Source organism: Maribacter taeanensis, assembly GCF_047345145.1.
In the GTDB taxonomy this organism is placed as follows: domain Bacteria; phylum Bacteroidota; class Bacteroidia; order Flavobacteriales; family Flavobacteriaceae; genus Maribacter_C.
In genome coordinates this window covers 722,514-739,151 of the sequence record NZ_JBLFER010000002.1, presented here as the reverse complement: position 1 = coordinate 739,151, position 16,638 = coordinate 722,514, and the positions used below count along the sequence as shown (strand labels likewise).

The following is a 16,638-nucleotide window of genomic DNA, read 5'->3' as shown; positions in this document are numbered from 1 at the left end:
CTTCGTCGCCGTAAACATCTTAGTAAAATTTCAAAAATACGTTTAGCTTCTCGTAAAGACGTTAATGGACATCCAACAAATACAAGCCAATTTTAATCTTCCAATACGGCACTTTTTCTTCGAAGTATTCGAAATAGGCCTTTAACCCCTCGGCTTCAGGTAAAGCTATTTTTGCTTTTTCAATTTGTGAAAGTTCTTCAGTAGTAACCAGCTCATGTAAATCTATTTCTTCCCCTTGGGCGTGCATTTTTAGCAAGTGGCTGTAAATCGTATTTTCAGTCAGTTCTCGTTTCGTAGCAATATCTGCAGGAGAAAGTCCCTCTTTAAATAAGACCCATGTTTGCTCATGCGTAGGGACTTTTGGTTTTACTGATTCTACGTGTGCTGCAATTTCTTTGAGAAAGATGTCTGCGTACTTTTCTAGTTTTGCTTCCCCTACTCCAGAAACCTCAGCGAATTCTGTTCTTGTTAGCGGTTGCTTGGCCTCCATATCTTTTAAACTGGCATCACCGAATACCACATAGGCTGGTACGCCTTGCTCTTTCGCAATTTGATATCGTAGTACACGTAGCTTTTCAAAAAGTCCTTTTTTATCTGCTTTGGCTCGAGTTTTCTTTTCAGTCTGCTTTTCAACCTGATTAAGAATCGCCAACTCTACAGGTTTTTTGTCATATAGAATTTCCTTGGCCAATGGAGTCAAAGCGAGACGACTATTCTCCCTGAAATTAATTTTTAAAACCCCTTGATTGAGTAATTGGATGATGTATTGCTGCAAATCTTGCCAAGAAACATCATTAACGGCTCCGTAGGTTTTAATACCTTGATATCCTTTGTCGAATACATTGGCATTTTGTGCGCCTCTTAGAACATCGATAACCGTTCCCATGGGTTCCTTCTCTTTCATTCGCACTACAGCAGAACATATTTTTTGTGTCAAAACGGTTGCATCAAAATACTTGGGAGGCGCCTTACAGATATCACAATTACCACAACCTTGAGTAACATGTTCTCCGAAATAATTGAGTAAGGCAATGCGTCTACAACTTAATGCTTCAGCATATTGTTGCATTCGTTCTAACTTGGCATACTGCACTTGTGCATTCTCACTTTCTGCAATAAACTTTCGCAATTGTACAACATCCGCATAGCTGTAAAAAAGTAGGGTATGAGCAGCTAAACTATCACGACCTCCACGACCAATTTCTTGATAATAGCCTTCTAGATTCTTCGGTAGATTATAATGGATTACCCAACGCACGTTGCTTTTATCGATTCCCATTCCGAAGGCGATGGTAGCGCAAATGATGGGTGTTCGGTCATTGATAAAATCCTCTTGCACTTGGGTTCGTTCTTCGGTGCTCATTCCGGCATGATAGGCTTTGGCATCGTATCCTGAGTTCTGCAACTTCTCTGCCAGCTTCTCCGTATTCTTTCGACTCAAACAATAAATAATGCCACTTTCATCTGAACGGGATTCCAAAAAATTGAGAATCTGTTTAATTCTGTTTTGTCCGGGTCGGACATCCAAATATAAATTCGGACGGTTGAAGGATGCCAAATGTCGAGAAGCATCCGAAATCGAAAGCTGCTCAACAATATCGTCTTGTGTAGCCTTATCCGCCGTAGCCGTCAAAGCCATTACCGGAATTTTCGAAAATCGCTTTTTCAAACTCCCCAATTGGGTATAGGCGGGACGAAAATCATGTCCCCATGAGGAAATACAATGGGCTTCATCAACGGCAAACAAACTGATTTTAATCTCATCAAAAACAGTATTGAAGTGTGCGATACTTTCCGGTGCTACATAGAACAATTTCAACTCACCATTCTTTAGCTGCTGAAAAATATCTTGTTGTATCTCTTGTGGTTGAGAACTATTGTAATAGGCTGCTGCGATTCCGTTGGCCTGTAGCACATCCACTTGGTCTTTCATTAAAGCAATTAATGGAGAAATCACAATTGCTGTTCCCTCCATTGCCAAAGCCGTTAATTGAAAACACAAAGATTTTCCTCCTCCTGTTGGCATAATCGCTAACACGTCTTGTTTGTCCAACACATCTGTGATTACTTCCAGTTGATTCGGGCGGAAATCATCATACCCAAAATGGGTTTTTAAAAGTGGTAAAAGTTCTTTTTTATGTTCGGTCGCGAGCATGGGTAAAGTTAGTTTACTTTTTTATTTTAAGATGGATTTGGCCTAATTTCTAGGGTTGAAAAAAACCATTCTTTATCGCGTACAATACTAATCCGATTCTATTTTTAATGTTTAACTTCTCATATAACTTATCCCTATAACCTTCTACCGTTTTTGGGCTTACAAACATTTTCTCGGCAATCTCTTTGTAGTTTTTTTCGCTGCAAGCATGTTTCATGAACTCAATTTCTCTTTCTTTAAGTTCTATTTTAATATTTCTGTTATTTAAGCTTCCTATTAGTAGTTTGGCAACCGTATTCGTATGATAATACCCATTTTGCAGTACTTCAATAAGAGCTTCTTCAAGTATCTCCTTTTTCGTGTCTTTCATTAAATATCCTTTCGCACCTGAGCGAAGCATATCTAATATCGTTTTTTCATCTTCTTCCACTGACAAAGCTATAACGGGCAAATCAGGATATTCGACATTCAGTATTTTTGTAGTTTCAATACCATTTAAAATGGGCATATTGACATCCATCAAGATAATATCCGGGATATTATCATCATTCTTCAGCTTCGTCAACAATTCCTTTCCATTCGAGCATGTATATAATACTGCGAAATCGTTAAAGACATTTACCAATTCAGTTATTGCCTGTGATAGTAATACATGATCATCTACGATGACTACTTTATAGCTCATAATCAATTTTGTTAAATGGCATATCTCATTTCTAATGTTGTGCCTTTTTCCTTCACCGATTGGATATCGAGATCAGCACCAATAAGCTTTGCTCTACTATTCATATTTTTAAGCCCTTGACCTTGTTCTTCATTTTTATGAATTCCTATCCCGTTATCTCTAACAATTACGGAAATAGCTAGTTTTGAGTACACTATTTCAACTACTAACTCAGTTGCTTGGGCATGCTTAATGGTATTCGAAAAGAATTCTTGTAAAATTCTAAATAATATCACACTAGTTTTTGAATCAATATCTATCCTTTCACCAGAAATAGTAAGTTTTGCATCAATAAAATTGAGACGATTAAATCGCTCTATTTCACCATGTATTGCTTCTTGTAAATCTAAATCACGAATGGTGTTTGGATTAATAGATTTAGACAATGCCCGTAATTCGTTCAATCCCTTTCCGATAATTTCGGAGACAGCTTCCATTTTTTTTGGGTCTCCCTGTGCATTCTGAGCTTGTATTTTCGCGAGGGTCATTAACTGACCTATATTATCATGCAATTCCCAACTAATATTTCGTAAAGTCTCTTCCCTAATTTCTATTTGGGTAGTTACAATCTCATGCTTGAAATGTTCTTCAGCTTTTTGCTGTGTTTCTATTAATTTGTTTTTGCGCTTCACAAAAATCAAAAACAAAAACACAAGAAAGCTTCCTAATAAAATCAGGATGACTACTGCGACAATTAAGATTCCTGCTTCCGCTTGCTCCATATAAAACCAATTATCAATAATACACCTTTTATTAATGTCGCAATGATTAGTATTTTAAACAAGTATTGGTATTCGTCTAATTGCGCAAAATAATTTTGTTTGATCTTGAATGGTACATAAGCCAAATAATATATGAAATAGCCAGTACATATCCAGAACATAAAATCGCGATGCACTCTAATAACTTTCTCCGAATTGAGTGTTTGGTAGAAGTATAATAATACACAGACTAATATTCCCAAACCTCCTATCATAAAAGGTATGACTTGAGCATTGGTATGGTAATCTATTTTTACGATTATTAATTCATACAACAAGGCCAAGATATAGGATACAATAAAAAATAGGATTGATTTTTTAAAGAAAGATTGCTCTGAAAACTCATAAAACAGCCTAAAAAGGAAAAGAAAATTGATAACATTAAAGATGTTCATGATAATCTGATTGTTGCCGACATCAACATATGTTCCATACAACAAAGACACAATCTCATGTAAAAAAACGTACACCAACAGCCAAATAAAATATTTGTAAAAAGAGTTTTTGAATTTCTTATAATAAAATAGGCCTACCAAGACCGGTATTAGTTGTACAAACAAATAATTATCAATTAGGTATTCGTTCAAAAACTCTTTCATGTTCTGCTAGATTATTGTACTCCTTTAGGTTTTTTTGGAGGCATTTGGGTGAACTCATCTAAATTCAACGAGGTGTCTGTACCTGATCCGCTTGCGCTTCTATTGCTACTACGGCTAATGGCATTCATGTTCATTTGGTGAAATTTTACCAATAAATTACTGTACTCGCCCACATAGGGTTCGTTAGCATTGTCAGCTTTTATAAAAAATGGTACGTGGCGTTGTTCTTCACTTAATGATTCTTCAGCGATACTATCATAATACGTTGGAGCTAAGAACATGGTTAAGCGTCCTCTTATATCCTCATCTAGTGGAACTGGTAATGTATCACTTTCTCTAGTACGAGCATTTCTCATTGCCTGTCTTTCTTTGCGCATTTGATCATTAAAAGCAGAAGTTTTATTAATCAGCAATTCATTTGGACCATTAGCACCTAAAAAAACTGCTACACCGGTAATTTCACTATGCGCAGAACCTGCTTCCTTGTTCTTTTGTTCTACTTCTTTTAAAAACTTAAGATAACATTCTAAAACTTCTTTTTTAATGATTACGAAATCCGTTGGTTGATACTCTTCGCCTATTGTGACGGTTCTTTCTATATTAAATTCTTGAACAGTTTTTATTGCTGGCTTTATTTTCTCATTATAATTATTGTATAAATTTCGAGAACGCTCTAAAGTTATCTTGTGACTACCTGTCTTTTCATAATTAGCGATACCGTCAGCACAAGTGCCAATACAATTCCCTGGTTCTAGTTTTATCGTTCCACATGAGGCAAGCGAAATGCTTACAAAGATTAATAATACATACTTTTTAATTCTTTTTAAATTTTTCATGATTTATAGTTTTATGGTTATGACAACAAATCTAATTTATAATATGATTGGTGCTAAGGGGTAAATACCCCTTTTCAGCAAAGTCAATTATCCTCTTTTTTTTAGGTAATAAATCATGATATTCTAGTGATTCAACTCTAAGAACAAAACCAATTTCTCCACAACTTTGTACCAACATTTCGAAGTGTAATTCATTAATTATAAGGCGAAAACCGAAAAGCCTTTGTTAAAGAGAGTAGGTCAAAATTAAATTCAAAAAGTATGTCACATAAAGAAAAAATATGCAATCCGGCATTAACCAGTCATATCGAAACGTGTCATGAACAACACAGTTATACCCCGTTGGTAGTAAATCGCGGAATATGGAAAGATATTCCGCAAAAACCGGGTTTAAAGTCGATCATAGCGTCTGAATTAGAAGAAAAAACTACTTCTATAGTCAGTGAACTAAAAAGCAGTTATAACAAAAAAGCACAAAACATTAAAAATGTTTTGAACAAAGTATTTGATAAAGAAGGTGAGGAAAGCATCAAATCTTCAATAAAGGTGGCTACGTCAGACTTAAAAAAGCCAACTTTTGAAGTTATTGACATCGAGTTGCAAAATCAATTGAGTAAATCAATTGAACTGGCTAAAGAAGATGCCATAAAATCTTCTAAAGGTTTGCTTGATGGTGCAAATCCTGAAAAAGCTATAGCGGTTAGAGAAGAAAAAATTCGGGAATTAGTCTCGAATTACGACGAAAAAGAAATAAAGTATAAGCCTATACCCTCTAATAAAGCGTATGAGTTAGAAGGTCTAGGTATGTTCTTTAAGGAATCTGTCTGTTATCGCCCTGAAGGTTTTGCTTATTCACCATGTGGAAAGGAAATTACAATTATGCCAGGAGAGGAAATAAAAGAAAGTAATGTTTTGACAACAATCGTGAAAGAAGATAACTCTGATGAGCAAACCATAAAACAAGAGTTTACTACAACAGATAAAGAAACAGATGTTGAAACATTTACCGACTCTTATGAAAAATCTTTAAAGAAAGAAACCGATATAAAATTATCTAGAGAAGCTAGCTTTAAAATAGGAATACCTATAAAAAAAATCTCTCTTGATTTAAGTGGCAAAGCTAACGGTTCTATAAATTTTAATAAAATCATTAATGAAGTCAATAAGTCAAGTCATACTAATACTAGAACTCGATTTAACGAAGTTGTTCGTAAAATCAATACTTCTTCTACAAATAGATCAAGCCAAAGTTTTACGAGTACTGACAAATACACACACATACGCAATTGGAAGAATGAAACAGATTCTCCACAAACCTATGTGAAACGCACAAGTTATTGTAAAACAAGTGTTATTCACAAGCGACACGATGTACTTCTAGCTTGGTCTGGCTGCATTGATAATCCAGCAAGAGATTTATGTACCCCAGACAATTTAGATGTAAGGCATGCAGAAGATTTACAAGCCATACGAGATAAGTGGAAATATGCAATAGTTCCTGCAGAATTCGGATCTGAACCGAAAGATGAAAATGTAGAAACTTACACTCATATAAAAGACAATAATATAGGTGGCGTTTGGTACAGACCTTCAATATCTCATCAAATTCGAGATGGATGGTTTTATATTGGGGATACAGCTGATGCACATGTTGATGCCTCTGTAAAAGTTGAAGGAGATCGCATAGAGTCACAACCATCACATGGAGCTACAGGTACTGTAACCTTTGTAACCAGAGTTGACACCTCTTTTACAAGAAAACCTATATACACAAAAATTTCGTTTAAAATAAGATCATTAGATGCTCAAAATTGGCACAATAAAGTAAACTCATGGAGAAATGAACAAGCGCAAAAAGAAATAGAAGAATTTTTAGCAACAGAAACAGAAAAGTTAAATAAATACTTAGCTACCGACCAAGCTAGAGCTTCAATGGAGAGACGTATTATGGAAGATTTCTACGGTGTAACTCCAATAGAAGATTGCTGTAGGTTAATTGCAAGGTTACGAAACCTATTTGATTTTGACAATATGGGATATTCTCTTTTACCTTCTTGGAATGAATTGGGTGAAGGTTGCCAAAAAGCATTTCCTGTAAATTTATATACGGCCAAATGTTTACACTTTTATTTACCTATTCATGCTGGAAAAGAAAGTGAAGCAATCTCGCTGTTAGCTTCTATAAATGCAATTCCATGGAGTCAACAATTAGCTCCTCAAATTTTCGCTTATGTACAGCAAATACAGAATATGCGAGCTACATTGTATAATAGACTATTTGACCCAACTGGATGGGATGCTAAATTTGATCAACCTAAAGGGTATGATATGACCAAATTTGATACCTCTGTTGAAAATTGGAGTGCTGAGCATGAATCAGATTTGAATTGTGAACTTTTAGGGGCATTTACAATTAATGTGCCTTGCGGGGAACGAGTCGACAAAAGACCTTTGTTATGCGAATAATAAAGTAATTGAAAAATATAAAGGCTGTCAAATGACAGCCTTTATTCATTTTAAGATAAAATACCGCATACTACTTCCCCAACATCAAAAGTTCATTACATTTTATCTCCGTAATATATCTCTTTTCACCTTCCTTCGTTTCGTAAGAACGATGAATCAATTTACCTTCTACAGCGACCTGTTTTCCTTTGACTAAATAGTTCTCAACAATCTCCGCGGTCTTGCCCCAAGCGACTACATTATGCCATTGGGTATCTTCTACTTTTTCACCTTTTGCATTGCGATAACTGTCAGTTGTAGCTATCGAAAATTTGGCAAGTTTACTACCACTTTCAAGGTTTACAATTTCTGGGTCTTGACCCAAGTTTCCGATTAACTGTACTGAATTTCTAAGTGCATTCATAATTAAGTAATTTAAGTGTCTGTCATAGTGCACAGACAGGTTTACAATTTGTTTTGACGAGTTCTTATGTTTCGACAGGGCAAACTTAGCTTGCGTTTCAAATTCTAATCGTATGTTAAACATTTGTATATGTTTGTATATGTATGCAAATGTTTATAAATGAATTAAATGTTGATAATAAGCAAATTATGATATTTATCTAGCAGTGAAAATAATTATGGAATTTACTTTTGTTATGGCATCTATATACAATGTGGGCGAGTAAAATAAAGTGAAGAACAGAATCCTAGAAGTGGATTTTTTGATTCCGCTATCGTGTGTACTCGCCACTAATTCGACTTTCTGTAGAGCACGAACCTTTTTAACGTCTTCTATACGGTAATATAGAATTTACGGAACATTAGAATGTAAAGAACGAATTAAGACTATTACCGTAGTCTATTTCTTTTTAGGTAACGCAGCTTTAAGTACATCGTCTAAAGTTGTGTTTATTTTCAACTTCTCTTTGTCCTTCTTAGAGCGTTCCTTTTTTACTTTAGGTTTCTTTTCTGACATATTGCAAATTTACCACATTATAGTGATGGTGTCTTTTTTATAATCTATAGATACATTGAAGTTTTTTAGGAATCCATGAGTTCCCAATATAGGTGTTAAGTTTTCTGTGGTGACTGTATACGCATGAGTGTCTAGCCTACACACTACATTCTTTTTTTCAGAATCTAGTATTTCTATTTTGAAGCCATGAACGTAAGTATCTATTCTCTTTCCAGATATACCTTTTAACCCTTTTTCAATCTTATCATCCTCCGTTAATTGAAATCCAATAGATTCAGTAATATAACTAGGTATTACGCAATAGTCAGAACCAGTATCAATTAAGGCATTAGTTACCCTTGATGCCCCTGTGTCAAAATTTATTAGTCTTATTGGAATTTTTGGTTTTGACCTTCCCTTCTCTTTTGGAAGGGGATAAGTGTGTTTGTTGTGGTACTGTGGTTTGTTCAAAATAGGAAATTATATCTAGGCTCTGATTCAAAGTCTAAGATATAATTTTTACCTGATTCGTCCGCTTCTTTTATAACTTCTTCACCGCGAGAACCTTTGCAGATTAATTCATTTGTTTCTATGTCTATAGCTTTAACTATAAACGTTGGGTCGGAAGTGTTAGTTTTAGTGGTCGCCATGTTTCTTTTAGAGCGGGCAAATGTAGTTGTTTTCCCCAAACTTCTCTAAAACTACAATAAAATATTTTGTTGTCAGACAATATTTTCTTAAAATGTTGGAACGTAAAAAACTTATTCCAACATGTTCCAACATTTTAATTTTGAACCAAGACCTTATAAGACAGAACACTCTCTGACCCTTCCAAAAACTGATTAAATCGTTCATTAGAAGTTAAACTTCTATTATTAAACCTCGCTGCATACTCATCCAAATAACGGCTAATATGCTTATCCGATACTTGATGGTACACTCCGTACAGACCACGCTTTAAGACGCTCCAAAAGTTCTCTATAGTGTTGGTGTGAACCTGACCTTCAACATAGATACTTAATGAGTGCTTAACGTTGTCATGCTTGTAGGTTTTCTTCAACTGCTTGTACGCTGCTGCTTCATCTGAATAGATGGTGCTATCAGCAGGAACGTGAGTTTTAACGAAATCTACCATATTGCGAGTAGTTTCTCCATCAACGTATTTCAAAGCTACTTTGCCATTGCGCTCAATGATTCCTAAGATGGTTTTCTTAGGCTTGTAGACCTTACCTTCATTTGTAATCAAATTATGGTCTCTTGAACGCCTTTTTGGAAAGTGCTTATTCTTCTCTTTTCCACCCACGTATGTAGCATCAATTTCAGTTGCATCTTTTTCTCCTAACATTTGAGGTGCTTTTTCTCTTAGCATTTCTCTAATTCTATGAAGTACAAACCAAGCTGATTTTTGAGTAATTCCTAAATCAATTGCAAGTTGTACCGAACTAATACCTTTCTTGTGTTCTGTTGCCAACCAAATCGCAGCGAACCAAACTTTAAGTTTAATGTTCGATTGCTCAAAGATAGTTCCAGTACGTACCGTGAATTTCTTACCACAACCTTTAGTGCTACATCTCCAACCTCTTTGAGTTCTACCAACAGTTACACAACCACAATGCGGACAAGCTGGCTCATCTCCCCATCTTAGGTTTTCGTAATACTCAATACAAGTTGATTCTTCTTTGAAGTAATCTAAAAGCTGTAAAAGTGAACTGAATTGCATGGTTGTTTTCTTTTGTTATACAAATATAATCGAATATATTGATATATTATAATATTTATACAATTATTTTCGAATATTTTTGCATATATTTGTAATATGGTTACATACAAAGAGCAACAGAAAAACAAGCACTATTTTGTATTGCTTGAAAAATCCGTGCCTTTAGGAACATTCGGAAGTCTAAAAAAAGTTGTTGAATTTTTAGATGGAAAAGATTGCCCCAGCTATTGGACGCTGGTGCGCAAAACCGAATACCCTATTGAATTTGCAGAGTATCAGGTCTATAAAGTGAAGCATCATTAAAAATAAATTGTAATCGAATTGCAAAAATATTTACATTTGTAATGCAAAAAGGGTTCACCGCTAAGATTCCCCTTTTCGGACTGTAAGTCAAAGGCTGTACTCTAATGAGAAGCCACACACCTTTAACGGTGTATATGTTTGCACTTTTCCAGTCTATTTACCCCTCGTAAAAGAAGTAAAGTATTTTAAGCACCTCATAAGGGTGCTTTTATATTTTAATTCGTTTCTGTTTCGGGTGAATATTTGAGGAGGATAGTTTCCACCATATTAGCGAAAGTCCTATTCTCTTTTTGAGCCAGTTCTTCCACCTTTTCGATGATACTCTCCTTAAACCTTAAAGTTTTAGATTTACTCTTTAATTCCATTGTATTGCCTTTTAATACATTGCGTTACAAATTTAGTAAAACCCTGTTAGTGTTTTTGGCGTGTTTCAAAGATTCCGTCACAAAGTTTTCAACTTTGTATGTTGAAATCTAGGTTCGCAACTGATAGGCGTTGACGTTAGCAATGAACGATATTTCTCGATGAAATGCACTATTCTTTAACATACCAAAAAGTATATTTAAAACATACTTTTTGGTTTCTATATTTTAGCTACTTTCTACGTAAGAATTTTTATATATTTATCAGCTAACCAAAAATTATTTCCCGTGGAATATCTTGAAATTGTAAATTCTGTTGTTCTAGCAATACTGGTCGCTTTATTTTTTATGCAGAACAAAGTTCTGAATAGCGTGAAAACCTTCTTTGAGATTTTTGACATAGAGAAAGTCAAGCAATATGTAAAGATGAATGAAGAAACAGTATTGGGCAAAGCAGCAAACCTAGTAGCTGATGATGAAAAAATGCGAGATATAATGCATGAAGTCACTTCTTCTAAGTTTGAAGAAATGTCTAAGTTTTATGCAAAAATTATGGGAGAAAGACTAGTCCAATCGGCTGTGGTGAATTACAAGTTTATAAAAGGAACAATAGCCGAAGAGGATTGGGAACGTTTTGTAGATGAGCAACTTCCAGAAAGCAAAGAGTTTCTTATGAAGATGCTTTATCCTGAAGATTCTGATAATACCAATTCTTAACTTCTTGATACGACTTCTTTGAAGCTAATCCATGCTTTAAAATGAACCCGTAGCGTTTATCAAATTCATCTTTCTTACCCCAAATTTTGTTGAGGTATTTTTTTATGGACTTTCTACTCGCCCACATTGTATATAGATGCCTTTGTTATGGCATCTATATACAATGTGGTTAAAAATTAATATTTAAACCCCTGACACAATTCGACATAAGCCCAAACTATATTTGTATCAAATAACAAAATCATGGACAATGCAAACACAAAAAATCGAACCCTTTCAAGTCATCGGAATCTCAATACGAACATCAAACGAAAACAATCAAACAGCCTCGGACATTGGTTCTCTTTGGGAAAGGTTTATGACCGAAAACATTTTACAAAAAATACCCAATAAAGTCAGTGATGAAATACTTTCCATTTACACCAATTACGAAAGTGACCATACCAAACCCTACGATACCATTCTAGGTTGTAAAGTCAGCTCGTTGGACATAATTCCCGAAGGAATGGTCGGGCAATCATTTGAGGGTGGAACCTTCGCCAAATTTGTTTCCAAAGGTGATGTCACCAAAGGTGCTATCTACAATACTTGGGTAGAAATTTGGAATACGGACTTAGATAGACTTTACACAGAGGACTTTGAAATCTATGGAGAAAAAGCAAAAGACCCTTCTAATGCTGAGGTCGATATTTTTGTTGCTATTCGAGAATAGCCAAAAGCGATTATTTTCATACTTTCAGGGTTAAATTCAACAACCATGTCTTTACGTATTTTAACTCTTCTTTTTTTCTTCGGATGTAGTATTGTTCTCGCCCAAAAACCAAAAGTCAATCAAGACCGACTTGAACAACGCATTTTTGAACTCGCCAAATTCGGACTCCAGGAAAACGGAGAAACAGAACGAGTAGCTTTCAGCGATGCCGATGTTGCTGCCCAAAAATGGGTGATGAATACTTTAACCAATCTTGGTTTAGAAGTGCATATCGATTTTGCCGGAAACGTCATCGGAACGCGAAAAGGAAAAAATGCATCCTTGAAGCCGATTTCTTTTGGTTCTCATATTGACCGCGTTCCCAATGGTGGGAATTATGATGGCTGTGTCGGGTCAATGGCTTCTTTAGAAGTACTGGAAGTTTTAAACGAGAACAAAATCACCACGAAACATCCTCTGGAAATTATCATTTTTTCCAATGAAGAAGGTGGCGTAATGGGCAGTAGAGCCCTTGCCGGTCATTTAGGAAAAAGTGCCTTGGAGGTTGTAAATTCCACTGGATACTCCATGGGTGAAGGCATCATGCGGCTTGGAGGTGACACCACACGAATTAAGGAAGTAGCTCGTAAAAAAGATGAAATCGCTGCTTTTCTGGAACTCCATATTGAACAAGGGGGAACACTCGAAAAGGAAAACATAGATATCGGAATCGTCGAAGGTATTGTCGGGCTCAAATGGTGGGAAGTTGAATTCACTGGCTTTTCCAATCATGCGGGCACTACTCCCATGAATGCCAGGCAAGATGCTTTGTTAGCTGCTGCTAAGTTTATCATCGCGGTAAACGAAATCACAAATAGTTTTGAAGGAGCTCAGGTGGGCACCGTTGGAAAAATAAATGCCGAACCTGGAGCACCTAATGTGATTCCCGGAAAAGTAATTACGAGTTTAGAGGTGCGAGATTTATCTTCAGAGGTTATTGAAAAAGTATATCATGCTATTGAATCGAAAGGGAAGGAAATCGCCAAAGCCTCCGATGTTCAGATTGAATTCCGACCGTTGGATACTACAGCGGACCCTGCAATTATGACTTCAAACATTCAGGATGCCATTGGAAAATCCGCAGAAAAATTGGGACTATCAACCAAAAGAATGCCAAGTGGTGCAGGACATGATGCACAAGATATGGCGTTGATTGCTCCTACCGGAATGATATTCGTTCCTAGCAAAGGAGGTATTAGTCACTCGCCCAAGGAATTTACCTCAGCGGCGGATATGGCCAATGGAGCCAATGTTTTATTACACACTATTTTGGCTTTGGATAAAAAATTATAGTCCAAAAGTCATTAAAACGAAATTTACATTCTTCCCCCTTTTAATCAGTATATTAGTTAACTCTTTTAACCTAAGAAAACACGAAAATGAAAAAAGGACTACTCGCTTGCGCTTGCTTGTTATTTATTTCTTTGGGATTTTCTCAAACCACTGAAGAAATTGTCGAAGCTATTCAAAAGGAAGCCAATGAAAATTCCCAACTAGAACAATTGGCCTATGAGTTAATGGATTTGAACGGACCTCGATTAGTAGGAACGCCACAGATGAAATCTGCTCATGACTGGGCCGTGAACACCTATAAAAAATGGGGCATTTCTGCCGAAAATCAACAGTGGGGCACGTGGCATGGTTGGGAAAGAGGTATCACTCATGTTGATATGGTTTCTCCACGAGTAGCATCCTTACATGCAACGCAATTAGCGTGGAATCCCGGAACAGGAAAAAAAGGAGTTACGGCTTCGTTGATAACACTTCCAAAAGTTTCTGATTCGCTTGCTTTTGCCAAATGGCTCCCCAATGTAAAGGGTAAAATTGTGATGGTAAGCATGCTGCAACCTACAGGAAGACCTGATTACAATTGGGAGGAGTTCGCGACTGAGGAATCCTTTGAAAAAATGAAATCCGACCGAAAAGAAATCGAAGACGCGTGGCGACAGAACATGAAAAATACAGGCTATACAAGTCGAAACATAAATGCTGCCCTGGAAAAAGCAGGTGCAGTAGGTATAGCACAATCCCGCTGGTCAAAAGCTTTTGGAGCAAATAAAATCTTTAGTGCAAATACGAAGAAAATTCCGGCGGTAGATATATCCTTGGAAGATTATGGAATGCTCTATCGGATGGTGGAGAATGGAGCCAATCCGACTATAAAAATTGTTGCAGAATCTAAAGAATTAGGAGAGGTTCCGACCTTTAATACGATTGCGACAATTCCTGGAAAAGAGCTTCCTGACGAATATGTGATTCTCTCAGCACATTTCGATTCTTGGGATGGTGGTACAGGAGCTACTGACAATGGCACCGGTACGATTACCATGTTAGAGGCTGCTAGAATTCTTAAAAAAGTATATCCGAATCCAAAGCGCACTATCATAGTTGGACATTGGGGAAGCGAGGAACAAGGTCTAAATGGTTCACGAGCTTTTGTGGAGGATAATCCGAAAATCGTGGAAAACATGCAAGCCCTTTTCAATCAAGATAATGGAACGGGTCGCGTAGTTAGACTTTCCGGACAGGGCTTTTTACACGCCTATGACTATCTGGGTAAATGGCTAGAAGCTGTTCCGAAAGACATCACAAAACATATTGAAACTACTTTTCCCGGAACTCCCGGAGGTGGTGGTTCAGATTATGCTTCCTTTGTTGCAGCTGGCGCTCCAGGGTTTTCTTTAAGTTCTCTTAGCTGGAGCTATTGGAACTATACTTGGCATACCAATTTGGACACCTATGACAAGATTGTCTTTGATGATGTTCGCAACAATGCTATTCTAACCGCTGTTTTGGCTTATATGGCAAGTGAAGACCCCGAAAGAACGTCTCGTGAAAAAGCAACTTTAATCGGTAAAAGTCGGCGTACTGGTGAACCTCTTACTTGGCCAAAGCAAAGAAGTCCAAAACGCAGGGGTGGATTGGATTAATAATTAATCCAAAATAGATAGTCCTACTTCAACCATTTCACTTAGTTTTTTAGGGTTCTTTTCTACTTTGGTCATGACCCGTAAGCCGCTAAAAAAAGTAAAAAGGGCAAAGGCTATTGATTGCGGGTTTTTGGAGGCTTTGATATTGCCATCATCAATACCATTCTGAATGTAAGAGGCAAAAAGGTGTTCGGTGTTCTCAGAATTTTGTCTTAGTTTTTCGCGTAAAACTTCATCTCCTGGGACTAATTCCGTAATGGTATTCACAACAAAACAGCCCTTTTGACAACTTTTTGTTTTGACATCATCGATTACCATTTGAAACAACTTCCGAAATCCTCTTTTTACATACGATTCTGAGTCAAATATGTCTTTCAATGAGGCGAGGCTGATATCTCTATAATTTTGAAAGGCTTTATCAAATAACTCATTCTTACCACCATAGGTATCATAGATACTTGCCCTATTGATTCCTAAATGATTTACCAAGTCCTGCATAGAAGTAGCATGGAACCCTTTTTCCCAAAAGAGTTCCATTGCTTTATTCAATACTTCTTCTTCATTAAATTGTTTCGTGCGTGGCATATCTGGAATAACTGTTCCAAATGTATTCAAAAAAATTATACCTGTGCAAATCCCCCATCTACCGGTATCTCTGCCCCCGTGATATAACTGCTTTCAGAAGATGCTAAAAACAAGGCCGTACTCGCTATCTCTTCAGAATTTCCAAACCTACCCAAGCTTATCATAGATGGAAAGTTGGCGGCCATTTGGTCAATATTTTCTTGAGGCACATTATGTTTCCCGTAAATCGGAGTATCAATAGGGCCTGGCGATATCGCATTCACTCGAATACCTTTGGGGCCAAATTCAGCAGCCAACGTTCTCGTCAAAGAACGCAATGCAGCCTTACTTGAGGCATACGCCGACATTCCAGGAAAGCCTTTAACATCAGTAACTGAAGTATTGAAAATAATACTAGCCCCTTCATTGAGATAGTTATGTGCTGCATTCACAGTAAACAATGGCCCACGTACATTAATGTTATAAACTTCATCGAAAATCTCCTCAGTCAGCGTATCTATTGTTTCTATTCTAAAGATACCGGCGTTTAGAAAAAGTACATCTATTTTTCCAAAGGTTTCAACCGTCTTTTCAATTAACATTTTGCTGTCCACAATACTTGAGGCTTCCGCCTTAACCAAAAGATAATCGCCATCAAGTTCTGCAGACAGTTGATTTAGTTTTTCTTGACTTCTACCCGTCAAGACCACTTTCGCACCCTCGGCCAAAAATCGCTTTGCAGTTTCTAAACCCATTCCACTCGTTGCACCCGTTATAATGGCTACTTTGTTTTCTAGTTTTTTCATTGTTATT

At 36.6% G+C, this 16,638-nt stretch carries 17 protein-coding genes; 6 read left to right on the top strand and 11 right to left on the bottom strand.

Annotation, left to right across the window (positions count from 1 at the left end):
- Positions 1-61: 61 nt before the first annotated feature.
- The 5 genes from recQ to ACKWCD_RS09125 are packed head-to-tail and all read right to left on the bottom strand — an operon-like array spanning position 62 to position 5,075.
- Positions 62-2,155, bottom strand: a complete 2,094-nt coding sequence (recQ, locus tag ACKWCD_RS09145; RefSeq protein ID WP_413983637.1) for a DNA helicase RecQ — start codon at positions 2,153-2,155, stop codon at positions 62-64.
- Positions 2,156-2,204: 49 nt separating this feature from the next.
- A complete protein-coding gene (locus tag ACKWCD_RS09140; RefSeq protein ID WP_413983636.1) occupies positions 2,205-2,840 on the bottom strand; it encodes a response regulator in 636 nt (211 codons plus the stop codon).
- A gap of 11 nt (positions 2,841-2,851) precedes the next feature.
- Complete coding sequence (locus ACKWCD_RS09135; protein ID WP_413983635.1) at positions 2,852-3,601, bottom strand: sensor histidine kinase; 750 nt, start codon at positions 3,599-3,601, stop codon at positions 2,852-2,854.
- A complete protein-coding gene (locus tag ACKWCD_RS09130) occupies positions 3,574-4,239 on the bottom strand; it encodes a hypothetical protein (protein WP_413983634.1) in 666 nt (221 codons plus the stop codon). The genes ACKWCD_RS09135 and ACKWCD_RS09130 overlap by 28 nt, the downstream gene beginning before the upstream one ends.
- 11 nt (positions 4,240-4,250) lie before the next feature.
- A complete protein-coding gene (locus ACKWCD_RS09125; protein WP_413983633.1) occupies positions 4,251-5,075 on the bottom strand; it encodes a hypothetical protein in 825 nt (274 codons plus the stop codon).
- A 261-nt stretch (positions 5,076-5,336) separates the two neighbouring features.
- On the opposite strand from ACKWCD_RS09125, the gene ACKWCD_RS09120 reads away from it, so the two are divergent.
- Complete coding sequence (locus tag ACKWCD_RS09120) at positions 5,337-7,541, top strand: hypothetical protein (protein ID WP_413983632.1); 2,205 nt, start codon at positions 5,337-5,339, stop codon at positions 7,539-7,541.
- Positions 7,542-7,611: 70 nt separating this feature from the next.
- On the opposite strand, the gene ACKWCD_RS09115 is transcribed toward ACKWCD_RS09120, so the two are convergent.
- From ACKWCD_RS09115 to ACKWCD_RS09105, 3 genes are all read right to left on the bottom strand, one after another.
- The gene (locus tag ACKWCD_RS09115) at positions 7,612-7,944 is read right to left on the bottom strand and encodes a single-stranded DNA-binding protein (RefSeq protein WP_138656471.1); all 333 of its coding nucleotides are present in this window, start codon (positions 7,942-7,944) and stop codon (positions 7,612-7,614) included.
- Positions 7,945-8,508: 564 nt separating this feature from the next.
- Positions 8,509-8,949, bottom strand: a complete 441-nt coding sequence (locus tag ACKWCD_RS09110; protein ID WP_413983631.1) for a pepsin/retropepsin-like aspartic protease family protein — start codon at positions 8,947-8,949, stop codon at positions 8,509-8,511.
- A 313-nt stretch (positions 8,950-9,262) separates the two neighbouring features.
- Positions 9,263-10,198, bottom strand: coding sequence for an IS1595 family transposase (locus ACKWCD_RS09105; RefSeq protein ID WP_413983630.1), 936 nt, complete (start codon positions 10,196-10,198; stop codon positions 9,263-9,265).
- Between the two features lie 96 nt (positions 10,199-10,294).
- Between ACKWCD_RS09105 and ACKWCD_RS09100 the strand changes: the two genes are divergently transcribed.
- A complete protein-coding gene (locus ACKWCD_RS09100) occupies positions 10,295-10,501 on the top strand; it encodes a hypothetical protein (RefSeq protein WP_413983629.1) in 207 nt (68 codons plus the stop codon).
- Positions 10,502-10,716: 215 nt separating this feature from the next.
- On the opposite strand, the gene ACKWCD_RS09095 is transcribed toward ACKWCD_RS09100, so the two are convergent.
- On the bottom strand, positions 10,717-10,866 hold the full coding sequence (locus ACKWCD_RS09095; protein WP_413983628.1) for a hypothetical protein: 150 nt from the start codon (positions 10,864-10,866) through the stop codon (positions 10,717-10,719).
- A 285-nt stretch (positions 10,867-11,151) separates the two neighbouring features.
- Here ACKWCD_RS09095 and ACKWCD_RS09090 point away from each other — a divergent pair, with 285 nt between their 5' ends.
- The 4 genes from ACKWCD_RS09090 to ACKWCD_RS09075 all read left to right on the top strand — a co-directional run bounded on the left by ACKWCD_RS09090 (position 11,152) and on the right by ACKWCD_RS09075 (position 15,261).
- A complete protein-coding gene (locus tag ACKWCD_RS09090; RefSeq protein WP_413983627.1) occupies positions 11,152-11,580 on the top strand; it encodes a hypothetical protein in 429 nt (142 codons plus the stop codon).
- A gap of 250 nt (positions 11,581-11,830) precedes the next feature.
- Positions 11,831-12,292, top strand: a complete 462-nt coding sequence (locus tag ACKWCD_RS09085) for a GyrI-like domain-containing protein (protein ID WP_413983626.1) — start codon at positions 11,831-11,833, stop codon at positions 12,290-12,292.
- 45 nt (positions 12,293-12,337) lie between these two features.
- Complete coding sequence (locus ACKWCD_RS09080) at positions 12,338-13,624, top strand: Zn-dependent hydrolase (RefSeq protein WP_413983625.1); 1,287 nt, start codon at positions 12,338-12,340, stop codon at positions 13,622-13,624.
- A gap of 86 nt (positions 13,625-13,710) precedes the next feature.
- Positions 13,711-15,261, top strand: a complete 1,551-nt coding sequence (locus tag ACKWCD_RS09075; RefSeq protein WP_413983624.1) for a M20/M25/M40 family metallo-hydrolase — start codon at positions 13,711-13,713, stop codon at positions 15,259-15,261.
- A gap of 3 nt (positions 15,262-15,264) precedes the next feature.
- Here ACKWCD_RS09075 and ACKWCD_RS09070 read toward each other — a convergent pair whose 3' ends face one another.
- Positions 15,265-15,876 carry a TetR/AcrR family transcriptional regulator gene (locus tag ACKWCD_RS09070; protein WP_413983623.1) on the bottom strand — a complete coding sequence of 204 codons (612 nt, stop codon included), beginning with the start codon at positions 15,874-15,876 and terminating at the stop codon, positions 15,265-15,267.
- Positions 15,877-15,881: 5 nt separating this feature from the next.
- Positions 15,882-16,631, bottom strand: a complete 750-nt coding sequence (locus ACKWCD_RS09065) for a glucose 1-dehydrogenase (protein WP_413983622.1) — start codon at positions 16,629-16,631, stop codon at positions 15,882-15,884.
- Between the last annotated feature and the right edge of the window lie 7 nt (positions 16,632-16,638).

Coding starts and splice junctions, on each gene's coding strand:
- ACKWCD_RS09105 (WP_413983630.1), bottom strand. CDS start 10,198: ATGCAATTCAGTTCACTTTTACAGCTTTTAGATTACTTCAAAGAAGAA.
- ACKWCD_RS09080 (WP_413983625.1), top strand. CDS start 12,338: ATGTCTTTACGTATTTTAACTCTTCTTTTTTTCTTCGGATGTAGTATT.
- ACKWCD_RS09125 (WP_413983633.1), bottom strand. CDS start 5,075: ATGAAAAATTTAAAAAGAATTAAAAAGTATGTATTATTAATCTTTGTA.
- ACKWCD_RS09075 (WP_413983624.1), top strand. CDS start 13,711: ATGAAAAAAGGACTACTCGCTTGCGCTTGCTTGTTATTTATTTCTTTG.
- ACKWCD_RS09130 (WP_413983634.1), bottom strand. CDS start 4,239: ATGAAAGAGTTTTTGAACGAATACCTAATTGATAATTATTTGTTTGTA.
- ACKWCD_RS09100 (WP_413983629.1), top strand. CDS start 10,295: ATGGTTACATACAAAGAGCAACAGAAAAACAAGCACTATTTTGTATTG.
- ACKWCD_RS09140 (WP_413983636.1), bottom strand. CDS start 2,840: ATGAGCTATAAAGTAGTCATCGTAGATGATCATGTATTACTATCACAG.
- recQ (WP_413983637.1), bottom strand. CDS start 2,155: ATGCTCGCGACCGAACATAAAAAAGAACTTTTACCACTTTTAAAAACC.
- ACKWCD_RS09115 (WP_138656471.1), bottom strand. CDS start 7,944: ATGAATGCACTTAGAAATTCAGTACAGTTAATCGGAAACTTGGGTCAA.
- ACKWCD_RS09085 (WP_413983626.1), top strand. CDS start 11,831: ATGCAAACACAAAAAATCGAACCCTTTCAAGTCATCGGAATCTCAATA.
- ACKWCD_RS09065 (WP_413983622.1), bottom strand. CDS start 16,631: ATGAAAAAACTAGAAAACAAAGTAGCCATTATAACGGGTGCAACGAGT.
- ACKWCD_RS09095 (WP_413983628.1), bottom strand. CDS start 10,866: ATGGAATTAAAGAGTAAATCTAAAACTTTAAGGTTTAAGGAGAGTATC.
- ACKWCD_RS09135 (WP_413983635.1), bottom strand. CDS start 3,601: ATGGAGCAAGCGGAAGCAGGAATCTTAATTGTCGCAGTAGTCATCCTG.
- ACKWCD_RS09120 (WP_413983632.1), top strand. CDS start 5,337: ATGTCACATAAAGAAAAAATATGCAATCCGGCATTAACCAGTCATATC.